The 25260-nt window shown below is 62.1% G+C and carries 23 protein-coding genes and 1 pseudogene; 21 read left to right on the forward strand and 3 right to left on the reverse strand.

Annotated elements, in window-relative coordinates:
- The first annotated feature begins 116 nt into the window (after nucleotides 1–116).
- From rpsO to FEZ59_RS29015, 20 genes are all read left to right on the forward strand, one after another.
- Nucleotides 117–386 (forward strand): 30S ribosomal protein S15, encoded by a 270-nt coding sequence (gene rpsO / locus FEZ59_RS28920; protein ID WP_003942254.1) that lies wholly within the window; start codon nucleotides 117–119, stop codon nucleotides 384–386.
- 438 nt (nucleotides 387–824) lie between these two features.
- Nucleotides 825–3095: a polyribonucleotide nucleotidyltransferase gene (locus FEZ59_RS28925; protein WP_020907444.1), complete on the forward strand. Its 2271-nt coding sequence runs from the start codon at nucleotides 825–827 to the stop codon at nucleotides 3093–3095.
- Nucleotides 3096–3221: 126 nt separating this feature from the next.
- Entirely contained in the window at nucleotides 3222–4580 is a 1359-nt protein-coding gene (locus FEZ59_RS28930; RefSeq protein WP_019748074.1) for a pitrilysin family protein, read from the forward strand.
- A 28-nt stretch (nucleotides 4581–4608) separates the two neighbouring features.
- Nucleotides 4609–5721, forward strand: a complete 1113-nt coding sequence (locus FEZ59_RS28935; RefSeq protein WP_024487609.1) for an alcohol dehydrogenase catalytic domain-containing protein — start codon at nucleotides 4609–4611, stop codon at nucleotides 5719–5721.
- Between the two features lie 181 nt (nucleotides 5722–5902).
- On the forward strand, nucleotides 5903–7588 hold the full coding sequence (locus FEZ59_RS28940; protein WP_021343994.1) for a cutinase family protein: 1686 nt from the start codon (nucleotides 5903–5905) through the stop codon (nucleotides 7586–7588).
- A 159-nt stretch (nucleotides 7589–7747) separates the two neighbouring features.
- Entirely contained in the window at nucleotides 7748–8077 is a 330-nt protein-coding gene (gene hypA / locus FEZ59_RS28945) for a hydrogenase maturation nickel metallochaperone HypA (protein ID WP_030244663.1), read from the forward strand.
- A 2-nt stretch (nucleotides 8078–8079) separates the two neighbouring features.
- The gene (gene hypB, locus FEZ59_RS28950) at nucleotides 8080–8907 is read left to right on the forward strand and encodes a hydrogenase nickel incorporation protein HypB (protein WP_172933521.1); all 828 of its coding nucleotides are present in this window, start codon (nucleotides 8080–8082) and stop codon (nucleotides 8905–8907) included.
- Nucleotides 8908–9070: 163 nt separating this feature from the next.
- Nucleotides 9071–10186 carry a NiFe hydrogenase small subunit gene (locus FEZ59_RS28955; protein ID WP_020969412.1) on the forward strand — a complete coding sequence of 372 codons (1116 nt, stop codon included), beginning with the start codon at nucleotides 9071–9073 and terminating at the stop codon, nucleotides 10184–10186.
- A gap of 54 nt (nucleotides 10187–10240) precedes the next feature.
- A complete protein-coding gene (locus tag FEZ59_RS28960; protein ID WP_019748080.1) occupies nucleotides 10241–12034 on the forward strand; it encodes a nickel-dependent hydrogenase large subunit in 1794 nt (597 codons plus the stop codon).
- 3 nt (nucleotides 12035–12037) lie between these two features.
- Entirely contained in the window at nucleotides 12038–12940 is a 903-nt protein-coding gene (locus tag FEZ59_RS28965) for a NifU family protein (protein WP_099697906.1), read from the forward strand.
- A gap of 19 nt (nucleotides 12941–12959) precedes the next feature.
- Nucleotides 12960–13580 carry a DUF5947 family protein gene (locus FEZ59_RS28970; protein ID WP_020907452.1) on the forward strand — a complete coding sequence of 207 codons (621 nt, stop codon included), beginning with the start codon at nucleotides 12960–12962 and terminating at the stop codon, nucleotides 13578–13580.
- Entirely contained in the window at nucleotides 13577–14215 is a 639-nt protein-coding gene (locus FEZ59_RS28975; protein WP_172933522.1) for a DUF6084 family protein, read from the forward strand. The genes FEZ59_RS28970 and FEZ59_RS28975 overlap by 4 nt, the downstream gene beginning before the upstream one ends.
- Nucleotides 14212–15576: a hypothetical protein gene (locus FEZ59_RS28980; protein ID WP_172933523.1), complete on the forward strand. Its 1365-nt coding sequence runs from the start codon at nucleotides 14212–14214 to the stop codon at nucleotides 15574–15576. The genes FEZ59_RS28975 and FEZ59_RS28980 overlap by 4 nt, the downstream gene beginning before the upstream one ends.
- Before the next feature lie 206 nt (nucleotides 15577–15782).
- Nucleotides 15783–16277 (forward strand): hydrogenase maturation protease, encoded by a 495-nt coding sequence (locus FEZ59_RS28985; protein WP_060939619.1) that lies wholly within the window; start codon nucleotides 15783–15785, stop codon nucleotides 16275–16277.
- A gap of 3 nt (nucleotides 16278–16280) precedes the next feature.
- Nucleotides 16281–16565 (forward strand): HypC/HybG/HupF family hydrogenase formation chaperone, encoded by a 285-nt coding sequence (locus tag FEZ59_RS28990; RefSeq protein WP_084326572.1) that lies wholly within the window; start codon nucleotides 16281–16283, stop codon nucleotides 16563–16565.
- Complete coding sequence (gene hypF / locus FEZ59_RS28995) at nucleotides 16562–18850, forward strand: carbamoyltransferase HypF (protein WP_172933524.1); 2289 nt, start codon at nucleotides 16562–16564, stop codon at nucleotides 18848–18850. The genes FEZ59_RS28990 and hypF overlap by 4 nt, the downstream gene beginning before the upstream one ends.
- 16 nt (nucleotides 18851–18866) lie before the next feature.
- Nucleotides 18867–19166 carry a HypC/HybG/HupF family hydrogenase formation chaperone gene (locus FEZ59_RS29000; RefSeq protein ID WP_020907459.1) on the forward strand — a complete coding sequence of 100 codons (300 nt, stop codon included), beginning with the start codon at nucleotides 18867–18869 and terminating at the stop codon, nucleotides 19164–19166.
- Entirely contained in the window at nucleotides 19163–20275 is a 1113-nt protein-coding gene (gene hypD, locus FEZ59_RS29005; RefSeq protein ID WP_020969419.1) for a hydrogenase formation protein HypD, read from the forward strand. The genes FEZ59_RS29000 and hypD overlap by 4 nt, the downstream gene beginning before the upstream one ends.
- Nucleotides 20265–21335 carry a hydrogenase expression/formation protein HypE gene (hypE, locus tag FEZ59_RS29010; protein ID WP_172933525.1) on the forward strand — a complete coding sequence of 357 codons (1071 nt, stop codon included), beginning with the start codon at nucleotides 20265–20267 and terminating at the stop codon, nucleotides 21333–21335. The genes hypD and hypE overlap by 11 nt, the downstream gene beginning before the upstream one ends.
- Nucleotides 21335–22078 carry a DUF6390 family protein gene (locus FEZ59_RS29015; RefSeq protein WP_134999493.1) on the forward strand — a complete coding sequence of 248 codons (744 nt, stop codon included), beginning with the start codon at nucleotides 21335–21337 and terminating at the stop codon, nucleotides 22076–22078. The genes hypE and FEZ59_RS29015 overlap by 1 nt, the downstream gene beginning before the upstream one ends.
- Before the next feature lie 46 nt (nucleotides 22079–22124).
- Here the strand turns inward: FEZ59_RS29015 and FEZ59_RS29020 are convergent, their stop codons facing one another.
- On the reverse strand, nucleotides 22125–22532 hold the full coding sequence (locus FEZ59_RS29020; protein WP_019748092.1) for a hypothetical protein: 408 nt from the start codon (nucleotides 22530–22532) through the stop codon (nucleotides 22125–22127).
- Between the two features lie 60 nt (nucleotides 22533–22592).
- Here FEZ59_RS29020 and FEZ59_RS29025 point away from each other — a divergent pair.
- A pseudogene (locus tag FEZ59_RS29025) lies at nucleotides 22593–22952 on the forward strand (VOC family protein); the annotation flags it as partial.
- Nucleotides 22953–23192: 240 nt separating this feature from the next.
- Here the strand turns inward: FEZ59_RS29025 and FEZ59_RS29030 are convergent.
- A complete protein-coding gene (locus tag FEZ59_RS29030; protein ID WP_046378434.1) occupies nucleotides 23193–23831 on the reverse strand; it encodes a PadR family transcriptional regulator in 639 nt (212 codons plus the stop codon).
- A 42-nt stretch (nucleotides 23832–23873) separates the two neighbouring features.
- Nucleotides 23874–25199 carry a serine hydrolase domain-containing protein gene (locus FEZ59_RS29035; protein WP_172933527.1) on the reverse strand — a complete coding sequence of 442 codons (1326 nt, stop codon included), beginning with the start codon at nucleotides 25197–25199 and terminating at the stop codon, nucleotides 23874–23876.
- Nucleotides 25200–25260 lie beyond the last annotated feature (61 nt).

Raw genomic sequence — 25260 nt, forward strand, 5'->3', positions numbered from 1 at the left:
GGGCGAAAACGCCTCATTGCTGCTGGTAGGATCTTCTCTCGGTGCGTGCTGCGGTTTGCGGTGGCCGCGCCCGATCTAGTTCCTTTCACGCAAACGTCATCACAGGAGTGAATCAAGTGGCATTGACCACGGAAGAGAAGAAGGTCGTTCTCGGCGAGTACGGCTTGCACGAGACCGACACGGGATCGCCCGAAGCTCAGGTGGCAATGCTCACCAAGCGCATCACCGATCTCACCGAGCACCTCAAGACCCACAAGCATGACCACCACTCGCGTCGTGGACTGCTCTTGATGGTCGGTCGCCGTCGTCGTCTGCTGAAGTACGTGGCAAAGACTGACGTCGCTCGCTACCGCACGCTCATCGAGCGTCTCGGCCTGCGTCGCTAGATTTTTCTCACGACGCTGATCGAAAGCAACACGGCACGCTTCGGTTTGCCGAACACTCCGTTAGCCGGCGAAGCCACGCATATACTGGGCTTCGCTGGCTTTCGGCGTTAGCTGCCGCAAGGCAGTTTCCGCTGTCGGCGCTATGCACAGTTGTCTACGCACAGTTGTGCAGTGCGCAGCCAGCACACCGTATGCACCAGAGAACGTGGTGTCGGTTGTCGGTAGTGGTTCTCCGGACCGGGCAAGTGCCCGAAAGCTCCGGCGGACTTCGATCGACGGCCGCCCGAACGTCGTGACGTCCCGAAGCGGAAATCGCTCGCATCGCAAGGAGCGTCTGCAATTCAAGAGGGGGACGTCCCTCGGTGCGCAGTTTCCACCAGGAGGGTGGAAACGCCCGCGCGGGTACGGCGAAGACGAGAGGGAAGTGAAGAGAAAAGAATGACAGAGAATTCCGTAGTAGAGGTCGACGAAGGCGTGTTCGAATCCACCGCCGTGATCGACAACGGGTCCTTCGGTACCCGCACCATCCGTTTCGAGACCGGACGCCTTGCTCAGCAGGCCGCCGGCGCCGTCGTTGCTTACCTGGACGACGAGACCATGCTGCTGTCCGCCACGAGCGCCAGCAAGCACCCCAAGGAGCACTTCGACTTCTTCCCCCTGACGGTGGACGTCGAAGAGCGTATGTACGCAGCGGGCCGCATCCCCGGTTCGTTCTTCCGTCGTGAGGGACGCCCCTCCACCGACGCGATCCTGACTTGCCGCCTCATCGACCGGCCGCTGCGCCCGTCCTTCGTCGACGGTCTCCGTAACGAGATCCAGGTCGTCGTCACGGTCATGAGCCTCAACCCGCAGGATCTGTACGACGTCGTGGCCATCAACGCCGCTTCCGCGTCGACGCAGATCGCGGGCCTGCCGTTCTCCGGACCCGTCGGTGGCGTGCGTGTTGCACTCATCGTCTCCGAGGACAACAAGGCCGGCCAGTGGGTTGCATTCCCGACGGTCGATCAGCTCGAGAACGCCGTCTTCGACATGGTCGTAGCCGGCCGCGTCGTGTCCGGCAGCGGTGACAACGCCGACGTAGCGATCATGATGGTCGAGGCCGAGGCCACCGACAACGTCATCGCGAAGATCGCCGACGGCGCTCAGGCACCGACCGAGGCCATCGTTGCCGAAGGCCTCGAGGCCGCCAAGCCGTTCATCGCACGCCTGTGCGCTGCTCAGGCAGCACTGGCATCCAAGGCTGCAAAGCCCACGGGTGACTACCCGGTCTTCCCGGCGTACCAGGACGACGTTTTTGCTGCCGTCGAGGCTGCTGCGTCCGAAAAGCTCAATGCCGCACTGACAATCGCCGGCAAGCAGGAACGCGACGACAAGACCGACGAGGTCAAGGTCGAGGTTCTCGAGCAGGTTGCACCCAACTTCGAAGGCCGCGAGAAGGAACTGGGAGCAGCGTTCCGCTCGCTCACCAAGAAGCTGGTTCGCCAGCGCATCCTGCGCGATCAGTTCCGCATCGACGGCCGCGGCGTCACGGACATCCGTTCGCTGTCCGCCGAGGTCGCGATCATCCCGCGCGCACACGGCTCCGCACTGTTCGAGCGCGGCGAGACCCAGATCCTGGGTGTTACCACTCTCGACATGGTCAAGATGGCTCAGCAGGTCGACTCGCTCGGTCCCGAGACCACCAAGCGCTACATGCATCATTACAACTTCCCGCCGTACTCCACCGGTGAGACGGGTCGCGTCGGTTCGCCGAAGCGCCGCGAAATCGGTCACGGTGCACTCGCCGAGCGCGCTCTCATGCCGGTTCTGCCCAGCGTCGAAGAGTTCCCGTACGCGATTCGCCAGGTCTCCGAGGCTCTGAGCTCCAACGGTTCCACCTCGATGGGCTCGGTGTGCGCGTCCACGCTCGCACTGCTCAACGCCGGTGTGCCGCTTCGCGCTCCGGTTGCCGGTATCGCCATGGGTCTGGTCTCCGACCAGGTCGACGGTGAAACCCGCTACGTCGCTCTGACCGACATCCTCGGCGCCGAAGACGCCTTCGGCGACATGGACTTCAAGGTCGCAGGCACCAAGGACTTCGTCACGGCCCTGCAGTTGGACACGAAGCTCGACGGCATCCCGTCGCAGGTTCTTGCCGGTGCACTCTCGCAGGCGAAGGATGCACGGACCACGATCCTCGAGGTCATGGCGGAAGCCATCGACACCCCGGACGAGATGAGCCCGTTCGCTCCCCGCGTGACGGCCATCAAGGTCCCCGTCGACAAGATCGGTGAGGTCATCGGCCCCAAGGGCAAGATGATCAACTCCATCACCGAGCAGACCGGTGCCAACATCTCCATCGAAGACGACGGCACCGTGTTCGTCGGCGCCACCGATGGACCGTCTGCACAGGCCGCGATCGACATGATCAACGCCATTGCCAACCCGCAGCTCCCCAAGGTCGGCGAACGGTTCCTGGGCACGGTCGTCAAGACCACCGCCTTCGGTGCCTTCGTTTCGCTCCTGCCGGGACGCGACGGACTGGTGCACATCTCGAAGCTGGGCAGCGGTAAGCGCATTGCCAAGGTCGAAGACGTGGTCAACGTCGGATCCAAGATCCGCGTCGAGATCGCCGACATCGATGCACGTGGCAAGATCTCGCTGATCCCGGTCGAAGAGGGCAACGACGAGGCTGCCGCTCCGGCCGCCGACGAGGCTGCTTCCGAGTAGATCTCACTTCGTACTCTGATGCGGCCCCGCGCGGATTTCCGTGCGGGGCCGCATCTGTACTGTCTGTAGACACGAGCCTGTAGATACCTGATTCAACACTTGCACCGAGGACTGCTGAACCTTTTCATGGCAAAGACCACTCCCAACACCACGCGCAGCCGCAGCGCTGTGCTGAAATCGCCGATCGATGCGACTCCTGAATCGGGAGTGCAGCGCACGGTCCTGCCCGGCGGCCTGCGCGTCGTCACCGAATTCATCCCCGGTGTGCGTTCCGCCTCCGTCGGCGTGTGGGTCGGAGTCGGTTCCCGCGACGAGCAGCCGAGTGTGGCCGGTGCCGCGCATTTTCTCGAGCACCTGCTGTTCAAGTCGACGCCGTCACGGACCGCGTTGGATATCGCGCAGGTCATGGATGGTGTGGGCGGCGAACTCAATGCATTCACGTCGAAGGAACACACCTGTTTCTACGCGCACGTGATCGACGAGGACCTCCCGATGGCGGTGGACCTTGTTGCCGACGTCGTACTGCGTGGGCGCTGCAGAACTGCGGATGTCGACGTCGAGCGGCAAGTAGTGCTCGAAGAGATCGCGATGCGAGACGACGATCCGGAAGACCTGCTCGGCGACGCCTTCCTGACCGCGTTGTTCGGAGATCATCCTGTCGGTCGTCCCATCATCGGTAGCGTCGAATCGATCGAGTCGATGTCGCGCAATCAGTTGCACTCCTTCCATGTTCGGCGTTACACGCCGCAGCGGATGGTGCTGGCAGTAGCGGGGAACGTCGACCACAAGCAGGTTGTGACGCTCGCTCGCCGCGCCTTCGCCGGGCATCTCGAGCGTGGGGTCAAGCCGGCGCCGCGGCGCGAAGGCACTCTGCGGTTGCGAACGATGCCTGAACTGAGCTTGACCCACCGCGACAGCGAGCAGGTCCACCTTGCGCTCGGGGTACGCGCGTTCGGTCGGCACGAGGGTCATCGCTGGGCCCTGTCTGTTCTCAACGCCGCAGTGGGCGGCGGGCTGAGTTCTCGTCTGTTCCAAGAGATTCGCGAGAAGCGTGGGCTTGCGTACTCCGTCTATTCCGGCGTAGACACCTTCGCGGACACCGGAGCGTTCTCCGTGTACGCGGGTTGCCAGCCGGAGAACCTCGGGGAGGTTGCCACAGTGATCCGCGAGGTACTTGCGAACGTGGCGACGGACGGAATCACCGATGCCGAGATCGCCCGCGCCAAGGGATCGCTGCGCGGCGGATTGGTTCTGGCACTGGAAGATTCAGGTTCACGCATGAACCGTATCGGTCGCAGTGAACTGAATTACGGCAACCATCGCAGTGTTGCGCAGACGCTCGCGACCATCGACGCAGTCACCTCCGAAGAAGTTCTCGAGGTGGCGCAGGTGCTCTTGACCAGGCCTTTTGCAGCCGCCGTCGTCGGCCCGTACAAGCGGGTTCGTGACCTCCCTGCGTCGGTACGCGGGATCGTGGGCAAGTAGTTCGAACTATCGAAATCGGGGTGTGCAGTTGAAGATCCGTGGTGCAGTGCTCGAAGAGATCGGCCGGGAGCGTCCCTTTGCGGAGTCGACTCCGATTTCGATTTCGGAACTCGACCTCGAATCCCCGGGCCCGGGTGAGATCCTCGTCAAGATCGAAGCTGCCGGGCTTTGTCACTCCGACCTCTCCGTGGTCGACGGGAATCGCGTTCGCCCCGTGCCGATGTTGCTGGGCCACGAGGCAGCTGGTCGAATCGTCGAACTCGGCGACGGCGTTGATTCGTTGTCGGTGGGCACCCGCGTCGTGATGACTTTTCTTCCGCGGTGTGGCGAGTGCGCGGGATGCGCCACTGACGGCCGGATGCCGTGCACGGTGGGTAGCGCCGCCAACAACGACGGCAGTTTGCTCGGTGGCGCGCAACGACTGCGGCGCTCCGGCGAGAGCGTCAAACATCATCTCGGCGTTTCGGGTTTCGCGACGCATGCGGTGGTCAACGCCAAGTCCGTAGTTGCCGTCGAAGACGATATTCCGGCCGAGATTGCAGCCGTACTCGGTTGCGCGGTGTTGACCGGCGGGGGAGCGCTACTCAACGCGGCCAAGCCTCGCCCGGCGGACACTGTGATGGTGGTCGGCTTGGGCGGCGTCGGGATGGCCGCAATCCTGACGGCGCGGGCACTCGGGGTCGAGAACGTCATAGGCGTCGATGCACTGGAGTCCAAGCTGGCTCAGGCCCTGGAACTGGGCGCGACCGAGGTCTTCACACCGTCCGGCCTGTCCGAGAGTGGCGTTCGCGCAGACATCGTCGTCGAAGCTGCGGGAAATGCTCGGGCGTTCGAGACAGCCGTGGCTGCGACGGCAGCTGGCGGCACGACCGTCACGGTCGGGTTGCCTGCGCCTGACGCGCGCTCGTCGATCTCGCCGCTCGGGCTGGTGGCCGAAGCGCGGACCATCATCGGCAGCTACCTGGGATCCGCCGTCCCCGCCCGTGACATCCCGATCTACGCGCAATTGTGGCGGGACGGGAAGCTACCGGTCGAGAAGCTCATCTCCTCGCGAATCGAGTTGGACGACATCAATTCCGGCATGGACGAACTGGCCGATGGAAAAGCAATCCGACAGGTCATTATTTTCGAATCGGAGTAGGCGCGCATCGGTGTTATGCAGCGGAAATGAGAGGGTTGCGCCTCCGAGAGCCCCACGCCTCGCCGCGGAAAATCGTTACCCCTTGTAACGCTCCTCTCGTACTGGACGACTACTCGAATGACGTTGCGTGACGCCCCGGGGGTCGGTCGTACGTTTTCCAAAAGTTGATTGGGGAGAAGATATGCCGGTTCGTGGGTTCTTTTCGCGACATCGAATACTGGCGGGTGCAGTAGCGCCCGCAGCGCTCGGCGTGGCCGCACTGGTCGCGGTTGCGGTCGCAGTGGACTCTCCGGAGTCACGCACGATCGAGACGCAACTGACGTCGTCGGTCACGGAGTGCCACGACATGGTGAGTATCGCGGTTGCCGGTCGACACGACACGCCGGATGCTTCGACGGTGAAGATGTTGCTGGGAGCCGACGGGAAGCCGCTGCCGGCCGCCCTGTCCGGTGACTACAAGAGTGAACGCGTCGACCAGGTGATCAACCCGGCAGGCTCGGTCAACGCGAACAAGCCCGGCTCGTACGCAGCGGTGTACATCGCATATCCGGCCAACATGGCGTCCTACGAGGACGCCGTCGCTGCCGGTGCTGCAAATACGCAGTCCGTGATGAGTGCCATCGCCAAGGAATGCCCGAAGACTCAGTTCTCGATCGTCGGTTACAGCGAGGGCGCCGATGTGGTGCGTCGTGTGGCGATGGACATCGGTACGCAGGAGAACAACGAGTTCGGTGTCGACCCGGACAAGGTTGTCGGCGTGGTCATGCTGGCGGATGCAGGCCGCGAAGCCGGCGACGGTACGTTCCTCGGTGCCAAGAATCCGTTCACGAACCCGGACAACTTCGATACGAAGTACCAGAGCGGCACCTCCGCGACACCCGGCGAAGGTGTCCTCCCCGGCACTGCCGGAGGTTTCGGCAAGCTGAACGGCAAGGTCGCGTCCTTCTGCTCGGACGGTGACTTCACCTGCTCGGCTCCCAGCAACATCTCTCTGTTGATCTTGGCGGCAAATGTCGGTCGGCAGTTGAACATCGACCAACTCGAATCACAGGGTCTGAACCCGGCCACCGGCCAGGACGTCGCGGTGGTGTTCGGCCAGATCGTCTTCGAGGCGTTCGCAGACATTTCGTCGAATCCCAACTGGATGCAGAGTGACGAGACGTTCCTTCAGGTGATGCTCAAGGTCTCGGATCCGGAGTACAAGCCCGGTAAAACACCCGCGCCGGCGCCGGTAGCCGAGGGCGAGACGGTATCTACCGACAAGGTGTCTCCGCTGGCATATCTGCCGCAGAAGCTTTTCAAGGAGATCGTCGGTCTGATTGCTACCAACCAGAACACGATTCCCGTGATCTTGAGCGACCCCTACCAGCAGACACTCGCTCCGGACGTCGGACACCACTTCGATTACTGGCGTGATGCGGACGCGGCCAACGGCAAGCCGTTGACTTCAGCTGAGTACGCAGCGGCCTGGCTCACCTACCTCGCCCAGCAGGCGAAGGAAGGAAAGCCCGTCGACACAACGGCGAAGCCGACCCCGGAACAGATCCGCGCGGCAGTCGATGCCTACATGGCCGACGGCAATGCGGAAGGCGACGCAGCAGTGGCTGACGGCACCGGTCAGGCACCGGCCGCAACCACGGGCTCGACGGAATCCGCTGGAGCGCCCGCAACGACGTCGCCGGTACCTGCGGCAGGATCCGCGCCGGTCACATCGGGAGCAGCAGCGACGCCGACTGGTTCGGCCGCGGTCACTCCTACGTCGACTGTTCCGACCTCACCGGTTGCGGGAACGGATGCGACGACGGCGCCCCCGACCACGACGGTGACGTCGACGACGACGACGAAGGTGCCGGTTCCGAACCCGTAGGGGTCCTCGCGACATTACGTCACCAATAGCTCGGTCACAGGCTGCGATCCGCAAGTAGTTGCGGATCGCAGCCTGTTTTGTATGTACGGGTTACGTACGGCGACGGTTGGTGCTTATCGTGGAAGGGAGGTTTCCGGATCACGAATCGTGGGTTTCACCGTGCACGAGCTGTCTATTGCGCAGAGTGTGGTCGAGGCCGTGTGCGAGCGTGCCGGCGACCGACGAGTAGCGAGCGTGCGGCTTGAAGTAGGGCAACTCTGCGCGGTGGTTCCACACTCTCTGCTGTTCTGCTTCGACGTTGTCACCGCGGGTACTCACGCCGAGGGTGCCAGCTTGCACATCGATGAGATTGCAACCAGCGCGCGATGCAAAAGCTGTGGCGTGACTTTCTCGCCCCCCGACATGTTCTTGTTGTGTGGGTGCGGCAGTGCTGATGTCGAGGTGCTTGCCGGCCGCGAGTTGCGGATCCTGTCGATGGAAGTGAGCTGAGCATGTGCGCGACGTGTGGGTGCGGGGACGCCACGGGACCTCGGGTGTCGGTCGTCGCCGGCGGAGAACACGAGCAGGACGACAGCCATGGGCACGGTCACCACCACGACCACGACCATGACCATGACCATGACCATGACCATGGGCACGGTCACTCCGACCACACTGTAATTCTCGAGCAGCAGGTGCTTGCCAAGAACGACGGCATTGCGGTTCACAATCGTGAGTGGATGCGGGGCCGCGGAATCACGGCGCTCAACATCATGAGTTCGCCCGGCGCGGGTAAGACGACATTGCTGGCGCGAACGATCCGGGAACTAGGACGACAACGACCGATTGCCGTGATCGAAGGTGACCAGGAAACCCGGCTCGACGCCGAGCGGATTCGTGAGGCCGGCGCGTCAGTGGTCCAGGTCAACACGGGGGCGGGCTGTCACCTCGATGCCGAGATGATCGACCGCGCGCTGCGCGCCTTGGACCCCGCGGACGAGTCGCTGCTTCTGATCGAAAACGTAGGAAACCTGGTGTGCCCCGCGCTCTTCGACCTGGGTGAGGAAGGCAAGGTTGTCCTAATTTCGACGCCGGAGGGGGGCGACAAGCCGAAAAAGTACCCGCACATCTTTGCCGTCGCGGACCTCGTGGTGATCAACAAGATCGACTTGCTCCCGTACGTCGAGTTCGACGTCGATGCCTGTGTCGCGCAAGCGAAAATACTCAATCCTGCTGTGTGCGTTGTTGTTCTATCGGCCACGACAGGTGAGGGTATGGACGAGTGGTACGAGTGGATCGGTAGTCGTTCGGCGATTTCTCCGGTGGCCGTTGACAACTGATCTGCTCGGGTAGTTAATGAAATGAGTGGGTGCCACGCAAGTGGGCCGAGGTTCGACTCCGGTGGCGTCAGCGTTTCGGTGCCGCAGCAATTTGAGGCCATAGCGTGTCAGGCAGTAGCGGCGCCGAGAATCAGGCGCAAGTGCACCCGTGAAAGCGGCTGACATGGACACACAAAAATCGACTGCTGGCACCACGGCGGAACCTGCCTCCGAAAGCGCAGCTACCCCCGAAAGCGCAGCGGCCAAAGCGGAAGAAACTCTGATCCACGTGCTGTGGATCAATGCCGGTCTCAGTTGCGACGGTGATTCGGTGGCGCTCACCGCGGCCACGCAACCCAGTATCGAGGAGATCGCGCTCGGTGCGTTGCCCGGCCTGCCTCAGGTGGCGGTTCATTGGCCGCTCATCGACTTCGAATGTGGACCGCAGGGCGGCGCTGACGATTTCCTGGAATGGTTCTGGAAAGCCGACCGGGGAGAATTGGAACCCTTTGTTCTTGTTGTCGAAGGATCTATACCGAACGAGAAACTTCACGACGAGGGGTACTGGTGTGGTTTCGGGAACAATCGCGAAACCGGCCAACCGGTCACCACGAGCGAATGGCTCGACAAGCTGGCACCGAAAGCCACTGCGGTAGTTGCGGTCGGCACGTGCGCAACCTACGGCGGCATACATGCGATGGCCGGCAATCCGACCGGTGCGATGGGCGTGCCGGACTATCTCGGGTGGACCTGGAAATCGAAGGCGGGCATCCCGATCGTGTGCGTTCCCGGGTGTCCCATTCAGCCGGACAACCTCTCCGAGACCCTGACCTATCTTCTGTACATGGCCACTGATCAGGCGCCGATGATTCCCTTGGACGAATCCCTCCGCCCGCAGTGGCTTTTCGGTGCCACCGTTCACGAGGGCTGTGACCGTGGCGGGTACTACGAGCAGGGCGAGTTCGCGACGGAGTACGGGTCGCCGAAGTGCATCGTCAAGCTGGGATGTTGGGGACCGGTCGTGAAATGCAATGTCCCCAAACGTGGTTGGATAAACGGAGTCGGCGGGTGCCCTAATGTCGGCGGGATCTGCATCGGCTGCACAATGCCGGGATTCCCGGACAAATTCATGCCGTTCATGGATGAACCACCTGGCGGCAAACTCTCCACCAATGCGGTGGGAATGTACGGGTCCGTGATCCACAGTCTGCGCCGGATCACCGGTCACACGTTGGACAAGGAACCGCACTGGCGCGAGCGCGGGTCGAAGTTGCTCACCGGTGCGACGCGTACCTGGTGACCGACCGGATACCTTCAAATCAGTTCGTGAGCAACGTCTCTGGGAGGCACTGCAATGACGGCCATCGTTCCCGAACCCACCTCGACTGCGGACCGCGACGGTCTTGTCGAGATGGCGTGGGACCCCATCACCCGAATCGTCGGCAGTCTGGGTATCTACACCAAGATCGACTTCGCCAATCGCGAAGTGGTGGAGTGCCACAGCACGTCGTCGATCTTTCGTGGGTATTCCCTGTTCATGAAGGGGAAGGACCCGCGCGACGCGCATTTCATCACCAGTCGTATCTGCGGCATCTGCGGTGACAATCACGCCACGTGCTCGTGCTACGCACAAAACATGGCGTACGGCGTCAAGCCGCCGCATCTAGGCGAGTGGATCGTCAATCTCGGCGAGGCCGCCGAGTACATGTTCGACCACAACATTTTTCAAGAGAATCTGGTCGCAGTCGACTACTGCGAGAAGATGGTCTCCGAGACGAATCCCGGTGTGCTGGCGCAGGCAGAGAACACGCGCTGCCCGCACGAGGAGCAGCACGGTTATCGCACGATCGCGGACATCATGCGGACTCTCAATCCGTTCACGGGTGAGTTCTATCGCGAAGCGTTGCAAGTCTCGCGTTCGACTCGCGAAATGTTCTGCTTGATGGAGGGTAGGCACGTCCACCCGTCGACGCTCTATCCCGGCGGCGTCGGAACCGTCGCGACGATCGAACTGATGACGGACTACATGTCGCGGCTGATGCGGTACGTCGAATTCATGAAGAAGGTCGTGCCGATGCACGACGACCTGTTCGACTTCTTCTACCAGGCGCTGCCCGGTTACGAAAAGGTTGGCCTGCGGCGGACCCTGCTGGGTTGTTGGGGATCGTTCCAAGACCCCGAGTACTGCAATTTCTCGTACAAGGACATGACCGACTGGGGCCGGAAGATGTTTGTCACTCCCGGTGTGGTTGTCGACGGAAAGTTGGTCACCACGGATCTGGTGGACATCAACCTCGGTATCCGAATCATGCTGGGGTCCTCGTATTACGAGGACTGGAGTGATCAGGAGATGTTCGTCAAGACCGATCCGCTGGGTAACCCGGTCGATCGCCGGCACCCGTGGAATCAACACACCAACCCACATCCGCAGAAGCGTAATCTCGAGGACAAGTACAGCTGGGTCATGTCACCGCGATGGTTCGACGGAAAAGACAACCTCGCTCTGGATACCGGCGGGGGAGCATTGGCTCGTCTGTGGAGCACCGCTCTTGCCGGCCTGGTCGACATCGGATACCTCGAGTCGACCGGACACAGTGTGAAGATCAATCTTCCGAAAACAGCACTGAAAGGTCCCGTCTCGCTCGAGTGGAAGATTCCAGAACATGGCAGCAATACTCTCGAAAGAAACCGTGCGCGAACGTATTTCCAGGCATACGCAGCAGCGGCTGCCCTTCACTTCGCAGAGAAGGCGCTTGTCGAGATCCGGGCAGGCCGCACCAAGACGTGGGAGTCGTTCGAGGTTCCGGACGAGGGAATCGGTTGCGGATTCACCGAAGCCGTCCGCGGAGTTCTCTCACATCACATGGTGATTCGTGACGGCAAGATCGCGAACTATCACCCGTACCCACCGACCCCGTGGAATGCGAGCCCGCGCGACAGCTACGGAACCCCCGGTCCGTACGAGGATGCCGTGCAGGGTCAGCCGATCTTCGAGGAGAACGATCGAGACCACTTCAAGGGCATCGACATCATGCGGACCGTGCGTAGTTTCGATCCCTGTCTGCCGTGTGGTGTTCACATGTATCTCGGCGGCGGTAAGACCCTGGAGAAGTTGCACTCTCCGACGCAGTCCGTGACCGGGGAGTGATCGATGGAGCAATCGGCCGACTACTGGCGCGGAGCAGGTGAACGCATCGAGACGTTGTTGCAGGCCAATGCCGGTGCAGGCCCGGTGGCCAGGAATCGCGCCGAGCAACTGGTGCGCGAGGTCGTGCAGTTGTACGGCGCCGCACTCGAACGCACCGTCGCGCTGGCGGATCCGGCCATGATGGATGCGATGGTTCGCGACGATCTGGTGTCGAGCCTCCTACTGGTGCACGGACTTCACCCGCACGACGTCGAGACCCGCGTACGCACTGCGCTCGACAGCGTGCGTCCGTACCTCGGCTCGCACGGCGGGGACGTCGAACTGATCGAGGTGGCGGACGGCGTGGTGCGGCTACGGCTTCTCGGAAGCTGTAACAGTTGCCCTTCGTCGTCGGTGACCCTCGAAACCGCGGTCCAGGACGCGGTGCGGGCGGCGGCACCCGAGACCACCGGAATCGACGTCGAGACACCGGATTCGCACGAGCTGAAGTCGGGTGTGATCTCGGTCGAGTCCCTGTTCTCGCACGTACACGCCGAAGGGGGAGGCGCGCACTGGGTGGAGGTCCCCGAATTTGCCGAAGTCGACGCGGGTGAGGTCGCGGGTTTCCGGGTATCGGATACCGATCTGTTGGTCTGCCGCTCCGGTGACGATCTGTACGCGTATCGCGACCATTGCCCCGTATGTGACCATTCGATGGCGGGGGCTGTGCTCGAACGCATGATGGGCCTTCCTGTCCGAGACGCCGCTGTCCTTACCTGTCCGACGTGCTCTGCCCACTTCAGCGTGTACGGAGCGGGTGCGCGGGTCGGCACCGGCTCCGAGCACCTGGCGCCTCTGCCGGTGCTTATTCGCGACGGTGTGCTCTCGGTCGCGCTTGCCGACGATTCCGTGTTGCCGGTGACCTAGCCGTGGACGAAGCCTGGTCATGAAAACCACTGTGGGAGAGGTACTCACGCGAATCGCCTCGACGCGCGCCGTTCCGACCGGGCCGCTGTGTGAGATGTGCGCGGCGGGCATAGGTGACGAACACCAACACGTCGTGGACGTACAGGTCCGGAGCCTGATGTGCGTGTGCCGTCCCTGCTATCTGCTCTTTGCGCCGGTCGACGCGGATCTCCGATACAAAGCGGTTCCCGATCGGTATCTCGAATTTCCGGGCTTCGAACTCGCCCCTGGCCGGTGGGAGTCCCTGGAAATTCCTGTCGGCCTGGCATTCTTCTTTCGGAACTCACTCCTCGACAAGTACATAGTCTTCTATCCGGGACCTGCCGGAGCTACCGAATCCGAGCTGCCCATCGACTCGTTCGAGACTGTGCTCGCGGAGAATCCGGGGCTCTCGCAGATGCGGGCCGACGTCGAGGCGTTGATTGTCTCGGTGCCCACGTCAGGACAATCGCCGAGATGCTTCGTTGTTCCCATCGACGCCTGCTACGAGCTGGTGGGCAGGCTGCGCACCGTGTGGCGCGGATTCGACGGTGGCCAGGATGCCGCACGCGCGGTGGACGAGTTCTTCGGGCGCGTCGAGGCGCGAAGCAGGTCGGCATGACCGTCCTCGACTTCTCGGTCGACAACGTGGAGGTGGAACCGTATGCGGTTACACCAAATCTGACGGTGAGATTGAGGATGTCGGAGACTACCGGCGCGACCGTCCGAGCAGTCGCTCTACGCGCACAGGTTCGAATCGAACCGCACCGCCGGCCGTACTCCGACGCGGAAGGCGACGCCCTGCGCGATCTGTTCGGTCCGCGGGAGCGTTGGTCGAGTACGCTGCGAACCTTCTTGTGGATGGAGTGTTCCACGGTCGTTCAGGGATTCACGGGGACAACGGTCGCGGCCTTACCCATGGCGTGTACGTACGACTTCTCGGTGACGGCGTCGAAGTACATGCACGCACTCCGTGACGGAACGATTCCGATCGTGGTTCTACTGAGCGGAACCGTATTCACCGACGGACAGCGCGGTTTCTCGGTGCAGCAGATCCCGTGGGACAGATCTGCTGCCTACGAATTGCCGGTCGACGTGTGGAAACAGCTGATGGCCACGCATTATCCGGCCTCTGGTTGGGTACGCCTCGACCATGAGACGATTGCCGATCTCGTGCGATTCAAGGCAGCGCACGGCCTCACGGACCTCGAATCAGCCGTGCGGCAGTTGCTGACGGCGAGCGAGGTACCCCGATGACCCGAACTGAGATGGATCACGACGTTCGGGCCGTGGCCGACGCTGTCCTGTACGAGGGATATCTTCTCTATCCTTACCGGGCAGGCTCGGCGAAGAATCAATCCCGTTGGCAGTTCGGGGTTCTCGGACCGCCCGGCGCCGCCGGTGACGGAGTCGGCGAGGAACCGTCGATGTCCGCCCAATGTCTGCTCGGCGAACTCGAGCGGAACGGCGTCGAAGTAACGGCGACGGTGAGATTTTTGCACCACCAGTCGCGGACGGTTGAACGACTCGGCGCCGGCGGCGCGTGGATTCCGGTGGATCGGTTGGTCGTCGACGGGCACGAGGCGATCTCGTGGGACGAAGCCACCGAATCCGAGATCGTCTTGGGTCCGTGGGGTCTGGACGAACTCGAGGCCGGAGTCGAAGAATCCTTCTGTGCGGCGGGAGTTGTCGACGGCGAGACTCTGGCGGATTCTCGGGGCCGCGTAGTCGGACGGGTCGTTCGGACACGGCTTCCGGTGACCGGCCGCTTGGAATTGAACGCCTCCGCAGGGGACAGACGCAGGGTGATCTCCGTGAGCATCATGAACGACACGAGCGTCGACATGAGGGACAAGGGCACGGCCACGGCGCAGTCGATGCTCGGCACTCACGTCATTTTGACCTGCGCAGGCTCGAAGTTCGTGTCGTTGTTCGACGAACCAGAGCACTCGGAGCCGCTGCGCCAAAATCGCTGTTATCCAGTGCTTGCGGGGACCGAGGATCCGACTCACCCCGGTACATCGCCCACCGTTCTGGTGTCACCGATCATCTTGTACGACTTTCCCGAGATTGCGCCGCAGAGCGAAGGATCCCTGTTCGACTCGACGGAGATCGACGAAATTCTCACGCTGAGAATTCTGGCCATGACCGAAGAGGAAAAGGCGCGGGCGCGGGCGACCGACTCGAAAGCTGCCGACATCATCGACCGATGTGAAAGCTTGACGGCCGACGATCTAGCCGGCCTGCACGGCGTGCTGCGAGATTCGAATGCCGGTTCTGATCTGATACCCGAGGTGCCTGACGGCGTGGACTGGTGGACGCCGGAAGCCGACACCAGTGTTCAACCACGCACCGACGCAGTTTTGATCAACGGCGTCCGCGTCTGCGGTGGAAGTACGGTTCGGCTTCACCCCTCACGTCGCGCTGATGCTCAGGACCTGTTCTTCGACGGCCGGATCGCCCACGTCGCCACCATTCATGAAGACGTGGACGGCGACATTCATGTTGGGGTGACGCTCTTGGACGACCCGGCCGCCGATCTGCACAACTGGTACGGCCGCTACCTGTATTTCGCGCCGGACGAGATAGAGCCGGTGCCGCGAGACGGCGCGAGTTGACGTACTTCACGCTGTCGGACTTCACAGCTATCGGACTTCACAGCTTTCGGACTTCACTGCTATCGAGAGGAGAACCCGCCATGAGGAGCATGGGATTGCTGTCGACGGCACTTCTCGGCGCCACCGCGATCGCAGCCGCGATCGTTCTGGTGGTGTCGATGCCGGACATCCAGCGCTATCTGCGAATGCGAAAGATGTAAAGCACTGTGCGCGTGCTGATTGCAGGCGTCGGAAACATATTTCTCGAAGACGACGGATTCGGCCCCGAAGTTGTTCGAGCGTTGCAGCATGAGAATCTCCCGACGGGGGTTCGCCTGGTCGACTACGGGATTCGTGGTGTGCATCTCGCATACGACTTGTTGGAGTCGTGGGACGCGCTGGTGCTGATCGACGCATTACCGGTGACCGGAGTTCCGGGGAAGCTTGCGATCATCGAAGTGGATCCCGAAAGTGAAGGCTCGCAAGGAGGTTTCGACGCACACTCGATGCATCCGAGTTCGGTGTTTGCCAGCCTGCAGGCCCTCGGCGGAGCACTCCCGCGGACGTTCGTGGTGGGGGCACACGCGAAATCGGTCGGCGACGGAATCGGATTGAGTGCAGAGATGCGTGATTCGGTAGGGCAAGCCGCCTCTGCGGTGATGGCACTCGTCCGGTCGATCGACGTGGATTGTGATGCCACCACTTTGGGGCCGGAGGTGTGAGTCATGTGTCTGGGGATTCCGGGACGGGTACGCGAACTACTGGACGGATACGGCGGTCAACTCGCCCTCGTCGACGTGGAAGGTGCACCGCGCAAGGTCAACATCGGGATGCTCGACGAAGGCGCCGTCACGGCAGGTGACTGGGTGGTGATCCACATGGGCTTTGCAGTCGAGAAGGTCGACGAACGGGGAGCACAGCGCGCCCGGGCCGGCCTCGAACTGATGGGCCGTGGTCAAGACGGTGAGATCGACGAGTCCGATACTCGTACCGGCGAGGTCGGGACATGATGATCGCCAGCCGTGTCATCGTTCGTGGCGTAGTCCAGGGGGTGGGATTCCGGCCGTTCGTTCACGCGACTGCGACCGAACTGGGACTTTCGGGTTCGGTGGGAAATTCTGCTCTCGGGGTCGTGATCGACATCGAAGGCGATGGAGAGGCAATCGATGCGTTTGTCGCTCGGGTGCGAAACCGCCCCCCACCGCTGGCACGAGTGGAGTCGATAGAGCGCGAGGACTCGCCGCCGCTAGGTCGTCAGGGGTTTTGCATCATCGAGACGGATGCGGGGGCGGTCGGGCGAACCTTGGCGCCGGCCGATGTCGGGATCTGCGACGACTGCCTGCGGGAGCTGACTGATCCGAGCGATCGGCGATATCGTCATCCCTTCATCACCTGCACCAATTGTGGTCCACGATTCACGATCATCGAGTCGATGCCCTACGACCGGGCCGCTACGACGATGAAGCGGTTCCCGTTGTGCGCGAACTGTGCGGCGGAGTATGTGGATCCCTCCGACCGCCGGTTTCATGCGCAACCGATTGCCTGCCCGGAGTGCGGTCCAACGCTTTCGTTCGTGGAAGGCGACGCGCCCACGGAGACCGGCGAGGGTGCACTGCTACGAGCCCGATCGCTGCTACGAGACGGGAAGATTATTGCTGTCAAGGGAATTGGAGGATTCCACTTGGCCTGCGATGCGCGTGATGATCGCGTGGTTCACGAATTGCGTGAACGCAAGCATCGACCGAGCAAGCCGTTGGCGGTGATGGTGCGCGATGTGAGAGAAGCCAGAGCGCTGGGTGTGGTCGGGGATGCCGAGGCCGATGCCATGTCCTCGCGCGAGCGTCCCATAGTGCTGGTTGCCAAAGCGTCTGGATACACGCCGTCTCCCTCGATTGCCCCAGGCATTCCGGACATCGGAATCATGCTGGCCTACAATCCGATTCAGCATCTTCTTCTCGGGTTGGCGGGAGACGCTGCGGGCCCCGCGGCGTTGGTGATGACGTCGGCGAACATCGGTGGCGAGCCAATTCTGTACTCTGACGACGATCTCGAACGGGTGGGTGACCTGGCCGACGGGGTGTTGACCCACAACCGTCCGATCTTGATGCCGTGTGACGACTCGGTGATGCGAATAGTCGGCAGTGGACGACAGTTGCTTCGTCGCTCGCGAGGATATGCACCGCTGCCCGTTGCGGCGCCGTTCGATCTACCGCCCACCTTGGCGGTCGGGGCCGATCTGAAGAACACCTTCTGTCTAGCCGAGGGTGCGTATGTCTGGCCGAGTCAGCACATCGGAGACATGGGCGACCTCGCTGTCATCGACAGTTTTGCTGCATCGGAGAGTCACTTCGAGTCGATCACCGGAGTAGTGCCGCACCAGATTGCCTGTGACGAGCATCCTCGGTATCGCTCGTCCTCGTGGGCTCGCAGTCGTAGTGGCGACCGACCGGTGCGCGTCGTCGGGCATCACCACGCACATGTGGCTTCCGTGATGGGGGAGAACGGCCGGGACGGGAGCGAACCGGTTCTCGGAATAGCGTTCGACGGCACCGGTTACGGGGCGGACGGCGCAGTGTGGGGAGGGGAATTGCTGCTGGCGACGTACAAGGGTTATCGCCGTCTCGCGCATCTGGGATACGTACCGCTGCCAGGGGGCGATGCCGGAGTGGAACGACCGTACCGAATGGCGCTCGCCCACCTCTGGCATGCCGGGTTGGACTGGGAATCCGACCTCGCGCCGGTGGCGGCCTGTCCGCCACGAGAGCAGTCGGTCCTACTTCACCAGTTGGAAACCGGTTTCGGGTGTGTGGACACCTCGAGCATGGGGCGGTTGTTCGACGCAGTCTCCTCGCTGACCGGGGTTCGTCAGAGCGTCGACTACGAAGCGCAGGCCGCCATCGAGTTGGAGGGCATTTCGAGGGGAGTCGACTGCGCCCCGTCGCGGTACACCTTCGATTGGGTGCAGTCGGACGACGATTCATGGACAGCTGATCCACGGTCGGTCATTCGGGCCGTTGTCCGTGATCTCCGGGCGAAGGTGCCCGCCGACGTGATCGGCGCGCGCTTCCACGAGTCTGTCGCTTACCTCGTAGTCGAGTGGGCAATCCGTGGCCGCGACCTGGCGGGAGTGGACGAGGTAGTTCTCACCGGAGGCGCCTTTCAGAACCCCCTCCTGCTCGTCCGGGCGTGTGCCCTGCTCGGAGAAGCCGGATTCACGCCGTTGACAGGACTGCAGTTACCACCGAACGACGGTGGTCTCGCCTACGGCCAAGTGCTGGTCGGGAGTTCGTCATGAGGTCAGGAGTTGTGCCATGTGCCTAGCCGTACCAGGACGTATCGAGTCCTTGGAGGAACGCGACGGAACGACGATGTCGGTGGTGAACTTCGGTGGCGTCCGAAAAGAAGTGTGCCTCGAATACATTCCGGGCGCCCGAGTCGGCGAGTACGTCGTGGTGCACGTCGGATTTGCCATCCAACGACTCGACGAGGAATCCGCACGCAGCACGCTGGCGGAATTCGAACACCTCGGCGTACTCGAAGAGGAGTTCGGTGACGGGTTCGCCAGGGCTGCCCGGGCCGCCGGGATCGAACCGAAGGAGACGGAATCATGAAGTATCTGGACGAGTTCTCCGATCCGGAACTGGCCGGCAAACTGCTGGATCAGATCCGCGCGCTGGCCACGCGCCGATGGGCGATCATGGAAGTGTGTGGTGGTCAGACACATTCGATCATCAGGCACGGCATCGATCAACTACTCCCAGAGCAGATCGAGATGATTCACGGACCTGGTTGCCCGGTCTGCGTCACGCCGCTCGAGATCATCGACAAAGCTCTCGAAATCGCGGCAAAGCCCGATGTCATTTTCTGTTCATTCGGGGACATGTTGCGAGTTCCGGGGAGTTCGTCGGATCTGTTCCGGATCAAGAGCGCCGGCGGCGACGTTCGCGTGGTGTACTCACCGTTGGATGCACTGACTATTGCCAAGGAGAATCCGGACCGGCAAGTCGTGTTCTTCGGGATCGGATTCGAGACCACAGCGCCGGCCAACGCCATGACCGTCTATCAGGCCAATCGCCTGGGTATCAAGAACTTCTCGCTGCTCGTCTCGCACGTTCTGGTCCCGCCGGCAATGGCCGCGATAATGGACTCGCCAGAGTGCCGCGTGCAGGCATTTCTGGCGGCCGGGCATGTGTGCAGTGTGATGGGAACGTCGGAGTACCCGGCCCTCGCCGAGAAGTACAAGGTCCCGATCGTCGTTACCGGATTCGAGCCGCTGGATCTCCTGGAGGGCATCAGAAAGACTGTGCTGCAGTTGGAATCGGGTCGACACGAGGTCGAAAATGCCTACGCCCGTGCTGTCACGGCGGAGGGCAACACCGCAGCGAAAGCGATGCTCGAGGATGTGTTCGCGGTGTCGGACCGGACGTGGCGCGGCATCGGATCGATCCCGGACAGTGGTTGGCAGCTGGCACCGAAGTATGCGTATTTTGATGCGGAAGAACGTTTTTCGGTGACCGATATTCACACCGACGAGTCGAGTGTCTGCCGGTCCGGTGAAGTATTGCAAGGCTTGATCAAGCCACACGAGTGCAGTGCCTTCGGGAAGGAATGCACTCCGCGGAATCCACTCGGTGCCACGATGGTGTCGTCCGAGGGGGCGTGCGCTGCGTACTACCTGTACCGACGCCTGGAACTGCAGGAGGCGGGTCATGCCGGCTGAGGAGACCGCTGTCGTGGACCTGTCGGCATGGGTGTGCCCACTGCCGCTGCGTGATTCGCCGAACATCGTCATGGGACACGGCGGTGGGGGAGCGATGTCCGCCGAGCTCATCGAGCATCTGTTCCTGCCCTCGTTCGGAAGCGCTGCCGATGCCGAGCTCGGCGACTCGGCTGTATTCGACATCGGCGGGGTGCGGCTCGCCTTCTCGACGGACTCGTACGTCGTGAAACCCATGGTGTTTCCCGGCGGAACGATCGGCGATCTTGCGGTCAACGGAACGGTGAACGACCTGGCGATGGCGGGAGCACAACCTTTGGTGATGTCGACGGCATTCATCCTCGAAGAAGGGACCGCGTTGACCGACATCGCGGGGATCGCGAAGGCGCTCGGGCAGGCTGCGCACGTTGCCGGCGTTCGACTGGTGACGGGCGACACCAAGGTTGTCGATGCCGGTCACGGCGACGGAGTCTTCATCAACACCGCGGGAATCGGGATTGTCGCCGACGGGGTGGACATCAACCCTACTCGCGCACAAGTGGATGACGTCGTGATCGTCAGCGGCGACATCGGTGTGCACGGGGTGGCCGTGATGAGTTGTCGCGAAGGTCTCGAATTCGGGACCGAGGTGCGCAGTGATTGCGCGTCGCTCAACGGCGTGGTCGCCGACATGATTGCCACCGGCGTCGACATCCACGTCTTGCGCGACCCTACCCGGGGCGGAGTTGCCGCCACTCTCAACGAGATCGCTCAAGCGTCGAATATCGGTGTTGCGCTGGTGGAACGAGATCTGCCGATTCCCGCTGACGTGCGCGACGCCTGTGGGCTACTCGGTCTGGATCCTTTGTACGTCGCCAACGAGGGTAAGTTGATCGCCTTCGTTCCGCGAGAAGACTCCGACCGAATTTTGGAAGCGATGCGCGGTAATCCACTGAGTGCGGGAGCTGCCGTGATCGGGGAGTGCGTGGCCGAACATCGCGGAATGGTGGTGGCGCGTACGGCATTGGGAGGCAATCGGGTAGTGGATTTGCCGGCAGGTGAACAACTTCCGCGGATCTGCTGATGACTGCCGTCGGTATGAACGGGCCGGCATTGTTTGCCCGCTACGCGTATCCGCCGAACGAGTTGGGTTACTGCGGACCCGACGATCCTTCAGTGCTGCTTCGTCTGGCCAGCGGCAACTCGGGCAGCGGCGACCGTGATCGCGCTCGTCAATTCGACGGTGCGTGGCCGTACCTCGAGGCATTGGCAGCAAGTGCGGGCATCGACGATCCACTCGATCCGCGAGTGATCGAAGCCTATTGGGTAGGAGGTGATCTCCTCGACTCGCTTGATTCGGGGGCGTTGTTGCAGCACTTGAGGGGGGCATTCGGCGAACGCGAGAACACCGGGTTTCTCCCTGCCCTCGGGGATCGGGACCGCGCGCTCGCGCACCACAGTTTTCACGTATTTCTGGTGTATCCGTGGGTCAAGCTTCTTCGGAAGCGCGGTGCGGTCCCACTGTCCGTCCTCCAGAACTGCCGGATCAGATGGGGAGTGGTCGAGGACGTGAGTGAGGAGCACGCGTTGGTGGTTTCGTCCCCGCTCGAGTTCGACGGTGAGCAACTCGTACGCGGCACGCCGGTGACGCAGCGAGTGCGATGGAGCGTTGACGGCCGCTCACTCGCACCGACGCCCGTCCAGGGCGCCTTGGTGACGATGCACTGGGATTGGCTGTGTGACAACATCACGTCAGAGCAATCACGGGCATTGGATGCCGCGGAAGACTCGGCATTGCGGATCGCGACCCGGATGCTGTCGAGGTGACAGGCCCTGTCAGAGCAGGGACCACGGTCTGGCGGATACGGAGGTGTCAGGGCACGAAGAAGGTTCCGAGGCCCGGTGTTCCGATCGCCTGGGGATCGACGTATGCGACGACCTGACCCGAGCCCGGACGAATCGTGACGGGTTGTGCATCCAGTGTCGGAAATGATGCGGATCCGTACGCTCCGGTGCCGAGACTGAGCCAGTGGACGACCGCGGAGTGGGGGTTTCCGTCTCCGGGTGCGCGTTGCACGTGCAGCACGGCGACGCCCGGTTCTTCGCCGACGATCGCTGCAAGGTGGGGAGTGGGCAAGTCGACGAGCGGGACGTAAGGGTCGACCTGGAACGGAACCGTGCTCGGCGCCGCTGCCGCGGTACCCGGCATCATCACGCCGGAGATCGCAAGGGCCGCAAAGACCGCGGCACCGGTACGTGCAAAAGCGTTGAGTGCAGTCATACGATTCGACGCTAGTCGCTTGACCGGCGATTCGGTGCCGTTTCGCGTTTCAATCGGTGGCGGGGTGACGTCGACGCCACCGCCCAGTGGTACGCGAAGGTACTCGGAATGACGATCGAGATATTCGGCCCCACGGCACGCACTGCACTGAAGTTCGGAGATCAGAAGATCAATCCGAGGACTCTCGGATCGGCGGAGCAAGACCCGGCCTGGACCACCGGCGCCGTCGAGGCAGCAGGTTCCGAGGATTTGTGCTTCATCACTCTTGCGTCACCCGGAACTGTCCGTGAGCACCTGGAGAACTGTGGGGTCGAGGTGCTCGACGGGCCCGTGACCAAACTGGGTGCCCTCGGCGAGATGGTCTCGCACTATTGTCGCGACCCCGACGTAAACCTTATCGAGATCGCCGTCTACCCGTGAACTAACCACTTCGAGAAGAAATTACTCCAGATTCAATGTCGTCCAGTGCTGCCTCCGCCGGCTGTCGACATCCTTCCCCGCCGTGCACTTGGAATTCTCGTTCGTCACCGGACTTTGCGGGTCCCGCTTCTCTGATCGTCGCCCGCGGTCCGCGTCCGTCGGACTGTTCTCTTCCAGATCGCTGATCGAACTGGTTTCGAGAAGGTGTCGGACCGACGTCCGATGGCTTTCGAGGGGGATCTAGCTACTTCCGTCTTCTATCGAGTGAGCGAGGGTGGAGACGGTGCGCTTTCGGTGGGTTGTTGCCGGTTGCACTGTGTCGGGCCAGTCAGCAGTTTCTTCCAGCGCCCAGTCGGCCCATTCTGCGATGTGGTTGAAGTGGCCGATCATGAACCGGTTGGCCAGTGCCATCAGATGATTCTGCTGGGGGAGTGTGCCGGCTTCGGGGGCCGAAATCCGTTGTGCGTGTGAGACGAACAGACTTCGGGACCGAGTTGCCTGTTCGCGCATGGTGGTCAGGTTGGTCCGCAGGTCGGCAATCGTGCCTTGGTTGGCGAAGATCACGCGGATCATGCCTTCGAACTGCAAGGCGGGGGGTGTGGCCTGGGTGGCGAGCCAGTCACTCAGCGCTGTGCGACCTTCGTCGGTGATGGAGTAGACCGTGCGCGAGCGCTGAGTGCCTTTCGTTACCGTGCTCGCCGTGACCAGACCGCGTTCAAGCAGTATTTTGGGGGCGTTGTATCGCTGTCGGTCTGCGCTGGGCCACAACTCGGCGACCCCGCGTCCGACCTGTTCGGCGATCTCGTATGCCGACCAGTCCTTGACCGTCAGCAGTCCCAGGATCATGTACGAGGTAGGTGTGAGATCACGCTGAGCCACATGGCTCCCTTCGTTCCGCGGTTACATCCGAGCCTACAAGTGCTACTTCCCTTCACCGTTTGCATCCTCGGTGTCGGCGATGTCGTCGGATGTGTCCTGAGCGGGCTTGCCGTAGATGAAGGGGACGAGCGCTGCAGCGACGGCAGAGGCCGGGGCGAAACCATCGGCCGTGGGTGCCAGATTTCCCCACACCACCAAGGCTACGTCGTTGACCGGGTCGTACCCCATGAACGAGTTGTAGCCGGGCAGTTCGCCGATGTGGCCGTACATCGGACCCATTTGAGCGATACCGTATCCGTATCCTGCGGATCCTTCGCCATCTGTGGGTTGCACACTGTTCAAACGCAACTCTTGTGTGGCGGGACTCAGGAGCGAACCGGTTCCCAGAGCTTTGACCCATGTCGCCATGTCGTTTGCAGTCGAAATTCCCTGACCTGCAGACCATGTCCACGAGGGATTGTGCCTAGTGGTGTTGGTCGGTTTTTCGGTGCCTGCGGCGATCGCGTCGAGGCGAGATTGTGGGAGAGCCTCTTTGCCTTCGCCGAGCGTTTCGACGTTGCCACTGTAGGTGTAGCCGTCTGCAAACGGAGTCGGGATGCTGGTGTCGGTGTTCGCAGGAAACGACGTCCCTGCGAGTGCGAGTGGCCCGAAGAATCGGTCCGCGAAGATCTGCTGAATCGGCTTGCCGTCCAGCTGCTCGGCGATCAAGCCGAGGAGAACGGTATTGGTGTTGGAGTAGTGATAACCGGTGTCGGGCGCGAAATACGGCGGCTGGCTCAGCCCCATTGCCAGCAGTTCCTCGGGTGTCCACACTCGCTCCGGTTGCTCGTCGAGCGCCCGGTTGAGTTCGAGGGTTTCGGTGTAGTTGTACAGGCCGCTACGCATGTCGAGTAGGTCGCCGATGGTGATGTTGTCGCCGTTGGGGACATCTGGGCGGAACTTGCTGACCGGATCGGTTACCGCAACCTTGCCTTCGTCGACCAACTGCAGGATGGCCGTACCGGTCCAGGTCTTGGTGTTCGAGCCCACGCGAACCTTGGTGTCCAGAGTGGGAGGCTCGTTCACGCCTTCCCTGACCGAACCCCATGTGTTGACGTACTTCTGCGTCGGCGTCGTGATCATGACCACCATTGCGATCTCACGGAACTCTTCTGCCTTCTCGGAGACGACGGAATCCATTGCGGCGCTGTCGAAAGACAAGACGGCGCTGTCCGCAGACCCGGCGGAGGTCGGCGGGGACGACGAGGGGGACTCGGAATCGGTTGCGGACGAACAGGCTGAGAGCAGCAACGCCGTAGCGATGCAGGCCACAGCCACTTTGCAGGTCTTGACGTTGTGAAAGGACGTCGACTTCCCAAAAGGGTTCATAGAGGGACTTTAAGCGATACTGCACTCTGCATGCTGCACTTTGCAGTAAATTACGACAAAT

The sequence above is a fragment of the Rhodococcus sp. MS13 genome (assembly GCF_013277835.1).
GTDB lineage: Bacteria > Actinomycetota > Actinomycetes > Mycobacteriales > Mycobacteriaceae > Rhodococcus_F > Rhodococcus_F erythropolis.